At 42.5% G+C, this 5,493-nt stretch carries 3 protein-coding genes; all 3 read left to right on the top strand.

Translation table 11 applies throughout. From position 1 onward, the window contains the following. Positions 1-2,003: T9SS type B sorting domain-containing protein (locus tag AW17_RS22855; protein ID WP_029280560.1), on the top strand; the 2,003-nt coding region annotated here is incomplete at its 5' end. Positions 2,004-2,033: 30 nt separating this feature from the next. Next, entirely contained in the window at positions 2,034-3,008 is a 975-nt protein-coding gene (locus AW17_RS22850; protein WP_029280559.1) for a PorP/SprF family type IX secretion system membrane protein, read from the top strand. A gap of 9 nt (positions 3,009-3,017) precedes the next feature. Then, on the top strand, positions 3,018-4,973 hold the full coding sequence (locus AW17_RS22845; protein WP_029280557.1) for an OmpA family protein: 1,956 nt from the start codon (positions 3,018-3,020) through the stop codon (positions 4,971-4,973). Positions 4,974-5,493: the final 520 nt, after the last annotated feature.

Genomic DNA, 5,493 nt, shown 5'->3' with positions numbered 1-5,493 from the left:
ACGAGGTGATTATTCCAGTGAATGTACAGGACGACCAAACGATAGAACCACAAGAAACCGTGGTCATGACACTTACAGGAGGTACATCTTCGGGTACGACTTATACCGCTAGTCCTACTGCTGCAACCGCGACCGTAGCGATTAGTGATAATGACAATACCCCAATCAACGAGGTGTTAACGGTGGTAAAAGTACTAGACGCGAAGGAGCCAAGCACTAATGGACAGATTAAGATCAGCTTGCCTTCAGGCATTACTGCAGCTGAAAACATTGTTGTGACCTATGCCATTACTGGTTCGGCTCTGAACGGAACGGATTATGCAACACTTAGCGGAACCGCAACCATTGTTGCCGGGGCAAATGAGGTGTTGGTACCAATTACTGTAATCGATGACAATACCATAGAGTCTGTTGAAACAGTGAACATCAGACTTACTGGAGGTAGTTCCGCCAACTTTGTCTACACCGCAAATAGCAACGCTACGGTTACGATTACCGATAAGGATAACACGCCAGCCAACTTGACTATACAAGTCGCAAAATCAGGCGATGCTGCTGAACCTGGAACTGGAGCAAACTTTACCTTCAGTCTTCCAACGGGAATTACAGCATCAGAAGATATTACGGTAACCTATACAATTGGAGGTACAGCAGGAAACGGAACCGATTACAGCAACCTAATGGGGACTATCGTTATTCCTGTAGGTCAGAATGGTGTAACCTTACCGCTTACGGTGATAGATGATCAGTTGGCAGAAGGTACAGAGACAATAGTGTTGACCTTTACCAAAGGCTCAACTGCATCAGGTACCAACTACAATTTCAGTACAGGTAGCGTAACTATGAATATAATGGATAATGATATCCAAAATTTTGTAACATGGAAAACTGTTGTTTCTGCAAGTGGTAAGCCAAAAGCTGCAAGTGGGGAGGAACTGATTTATACGATTAAGGTAAAAAACACCGGAAATGTACCATTAACAAGTTTGAACATCACCGATCCTATACCAGCACATACCACGTATGTGAGCGGAGGTACACTAAATGGAAATACAGTAACCATTTCGATGTCGAATCTTGCACCTGGATCGATAGCAACGGTAAGCTTCAGGGTTAAGGTAGATAATAATCTTACTGGAGTAAGCTCGATAACCAATATTGCTAAAGTTACCGATGGAAAAGTTGTTCAAGAAACCATAGGCTGTGATCCGGCTGATGCCACATGCAATGGTCAGGTGGGAACCAGTATCGATGTAGTCAACAGTGCAGTCTTGGGAATAGCGAAGGAGGCAGGTAAGCCCGTGCATATGAAAGATAGTACTTACCGAGTGACCTATACATTAAGGCTGAAGAATATGGGAGACGTAACGTTAACCGATGTGCAGGTTCCAGACGACCTTAAAACCGCCTTCAAGTTGCCGGTACAGTTTAACATAGATGGACAGGTAGCTACCACGGGTAATCTTGTGGCAAGTAACACTTATAATGGAGATATAGACATTAACCTATTGTCGGCTGGATCTAGGCTCGAGATAGGTGAAGTGGCAACCATTGTGTTCAGTGTTAAAGTTAGACCAAATGGTACCTTCGGCACATTCCTGAACCAGGTTAAGGCTACTGCTTTGGCCAATGGCGTTCCGATTACCACCGAGTCTGTTAATGGCATCAATCCGGATATGAATGGGGATGGATTGCCTGATTCGCCAACGCCAACCCCGGTTGTTATTAGTTCAATTCCACTTAGGATCAGTAATGTGTTTACGCCTAATGGAGATAATAAGAACGAAACTTTCGTTATCGGCAACCTAGATCTATATACCGAAAACGAGTTGACCATTGTTAATCGTTGGGGAAATAGTGTGTACGAGAAGAAAGATTATAAGAACGATTGGACGGGTGAAGGTTTGAATGAGGGAACGTACTTCTATGTGCTACGGGTTAAAACGCCAGCAGGTGTATGGGAAGTGTATAAAGGTTATGTTACCTTATTGAGGAACAAGTAATAAATGTGTTCAACTAATAAGAAAAAGGAGATGAAGCGTATTTTTTTAACATTGATGCTATTAGTGATGGTACTGTTTGCCAGGGCACAGAATGATGCTCAGTATAGTCAGTATATGTTTAACGGAATTTATATAAATCCTGCCTATGCTGGTTATAAAGAAGAGTTCAATATCCATAGCTTTTACCGCACACAATGGTCGCAGATAACTGGAGCTCCTGAGAGCATGTCATTGGCCGTAGATGCCAGTGCTAATAATAAGAATGTGGGCCTGGCCTTTCAGGTATCGAACGATCGTGTTGGAGCTCAAAGCAGCTTGGCTGCCTATGGCAATTATGCTTATCGGCTTCGAGTGGGAAGCTCAGAGAATTCAAGGCTTGCGTTTGGATTGGGAATTGGGGTAGCACAGTTAGGAATTGACGGAAGCAAGCTGAATCCAGAGGACCAAGGGGATGAATACATTCCGACAAATATGCAGAGTGTTATTCTTCCAGATGCCAGGGCAGGGGTATATTATTCAAATAACCGCTTTTATGCTGGCTTTTCGGTAGATAACCTGATCGCTAGGTTACTTGACCCAAACAAGGGGCGTAACATGCTGGTTCCTATTCCTAAACCACATCTTTTCTTAACCGCGGGCATGCTTTTGCCACTGTCAGAAGGGATGCAGCTAAAGCCATCTTTTCTATTGAAGGATGACATGGGCGGGCCAACGAGCTTGGATATAAACACCTTGGTGTTATTACATGACCGTATATGGTTAGGAGCTTCTTACCGAACTGCGGTACGCTTATATGATAAGAGTTATCTTCAGTCGGACCTATATAAGAGTAATTCCATGGTTGGCATGATAGAGCTCTTCGCTGGTAACCAGTTTCGTATTGGTTATGCCTTTGACTTTTCACTTGCAAAGCTTCAGTCGATTAGTGGTTCCTCTCATGAGCTTTCGATAGGGTTCTATTTTAAACGAAAAAATGTAAGAATGTTAACCCCTAGGTATTTTTAATCTAACACCATGAGAAGACGAATTTCATTTATACTTCCAGTAACAATTCTGCTACTAATCGTTCAAAGCTCATTTGGTCAGTATGCCCTGAAAGAGGCTGATAGAGAGTTTACTGTTTTTAATTACAAACGGGCAATTGATTTATATAACAGGGCATACGAGCAGAAAATGACTAAACGGGCCGCTCAAGGGTTGGCAGATAGTTATAGGCTGACCCAGAATTACCAGCAGGCTGAAAACTGGTATGGAAAGCTTACCAGTATGGAACAAACAGAACCGAAGAATATCCTTTATTACGCCGAAGCCTTAATGAACAATTCGAAATACAATGAGGCGAAGGTTCAATTTGAAAGGTATGCAAAGCTTGGAGAAAATATTACGGCAGCGCAGCAAGCCTTATGGCAATCATCTTGCGACTCTGCCCTAAAGTGGATAAACAAGCCAACAAATGTACAGCTTGCAAACCGCATAGAGCTTAACTCAGCTAATTCAGATTGGGGGGCGGTCATGTACAAGGGGAATGTTGTATTTAGTTCAGATACCCTATGGGAGAAAGCAAGTGATAAAGCTTCCTTTTCATTGGATAAAAGAACTGCTGTAGATCCTAATATTTATGGATGGACGGGGAAACCATACCTAAAGCTATATGAGCAACAGGGAAATGAGATCAAGTTGTTTCCGCTTCATGATTCGGGCGGGTACCACACTGGTGCGGCTAGCTTTAATGGTGCTGGTACAACAATGTACTTTACCATGACCAGGATCCTGAACAAGGAAGAGCGTAAGAAAAGCAGGAACAGTAAACTAATTACCCTTGGGGTTGAGATATACAGCAGTGAGCTGCAAAATGGAAAATGGTCAATTCCCGTTCCCTTTCGATATAATAATATCGCAGAATGGTCGGTAGGAGATCCCTTTATAACACCTGATGGTAAACAGTTGTATTTTATTTCGAATAAGCCGGGTGGCCATGGGGGTACTGATATTTACGTATCCACTAAGCAGGGCGATGGCAGTTGGGGTGAGGCTATCAATCTTGGTGATGAGATCAATACAACGGGCAATGAACGTTCACCCTTTGCCGTTGGCGAAAATACCTTGTATTTCTCTTCTGATGGTTTACCGGGTATGGGCGGCCTCGACCTTTTTAAGGCAGAAAAGGAGTCTTCCGGCAAGTACAGGGTTGTTAACATGGCCTATCCAGTTAACTCACCACAGGATGACTTTGCGCTTACGTTCTATTCGCCATCAAAAGGTTATTTCTCCTCTAACCGAGCAGGGGGGAAAGGTAGTGATGATATCTTCTCTTTTGAGTTGAAAAATGAGGTACAACCTATTATTATTGCTGGTCTTGTTATCGATAAAAAGACAGGGAAGCCGCTACAAGATGTGGCTGTTACGGTAACCAATAAAAAGACTGCTAGTTCAATGAACCTGCTGACCGATCAGAGTGGGCACTATCAACTAAGGCTGGATGGTGTTTCTGCTTATGATATTTCATTGGCAAAAGAAAACTACATGGGTAGAAGTGGGATAGAGGTGCTATCTGCTGATTCGAACTCATTGAAGGAAATAAAAGATGGCATAGGCCTAAGCCCAGTAAAGTTAGATGTGCCGCTAACATTGAAAATCTATTACGATTTTAATAAGTGGGATTTAAGCCTGGATGCAAAAAGAGAGATAAGCAACTTGGTTAGGCTGTTAAAAGATAATGTAGTGATGAGGATTGAGATCAGCTCACATACGGATTCAAGGGGAAATTCGAAGTATAACCAAGAACTGTCGCAGCGTCGTGCAGAAACGGTTGTTGATTTTCTACGCAGTCAGGGTATTGAGAGCAGTAGGTTCACCGCTACAGGCTACGGTGAAAGTAAACTACTTAGTGCTTGTAAGGATGGTGTTTCTTGTACCGAAGATCAGTATCAGCACGACAGGAGAACCGAGTTTATCTTAATAAAAAGATAAACGGGTAAATTAAGAGCCTGTTTAAATTTGATACAATTATTTAACTTATCTAACGTTTTTGTCACACTGAGGGATAATTTATTATATAAAAATCAATATAAATGACAGAAGGATTTTTAGCGTATTGTAAGCTGCGAGGAATCGTCATTGCGAGAAGGCTTTTTCAGCCGACGAAGCAATGACGATCTTTCTATGGAGGTCTGTCAATGGTAGCGGAGTCGAAGGGTCTAAACAGCATTTTCTGCTGTCATTCTGAGCACAGCGAAGAATCGTTAGCCTATGAAAACAGACCTTAAAAACTTGTTTAATAAAGATTCTTCATTGCATTCAGAATGACACATTCCATAAACCGGCCATCATCCTTAACTTGTTTCAAGATCTAACCAGCCTTCATTGCAAGAAGGCTTTTTCAGCCGACAGCCTGTCCCGACCTTTCCTACCGTGTGGACACATCTTTTGGTTTGGGTTTTATTCGTTTTGCTAACCAACTCTAATAAAACACAGGTTTAACCGAAGAGCA

Origin of the sequence: Pedobacter borealis DSM 19626, assembly GCF_000708285.2 — a bacterium.
GTDB lineage: Bacteria > Bacteroidota > Bacteroidia > Sphingobacteriales > Sphingobacteriaceae > Pedobacter > Pedobacter borealis.
Note: the sequence above shows the minus strand (reverse complement) of the source record. Positions and strands in the feature narration are given on the sequence as shown.

Excerpts from the sequence above, each read along its gene's own strand:
- AW17_RS22845 (WP_029280557.1), top strand. The coding sequence starts at position 3,018 with ATGAGAAGACGAATTTCATTTATACTTCCAGTAACAATTCTGCTACTA.
- AW17_RS22850 (WP_029280559.1), top strand. The coding sequence starts at position 2,034 with ATGAAGCGTATTTTTTTAACATTGATGCTATTAGTGATGGTACTGTTT.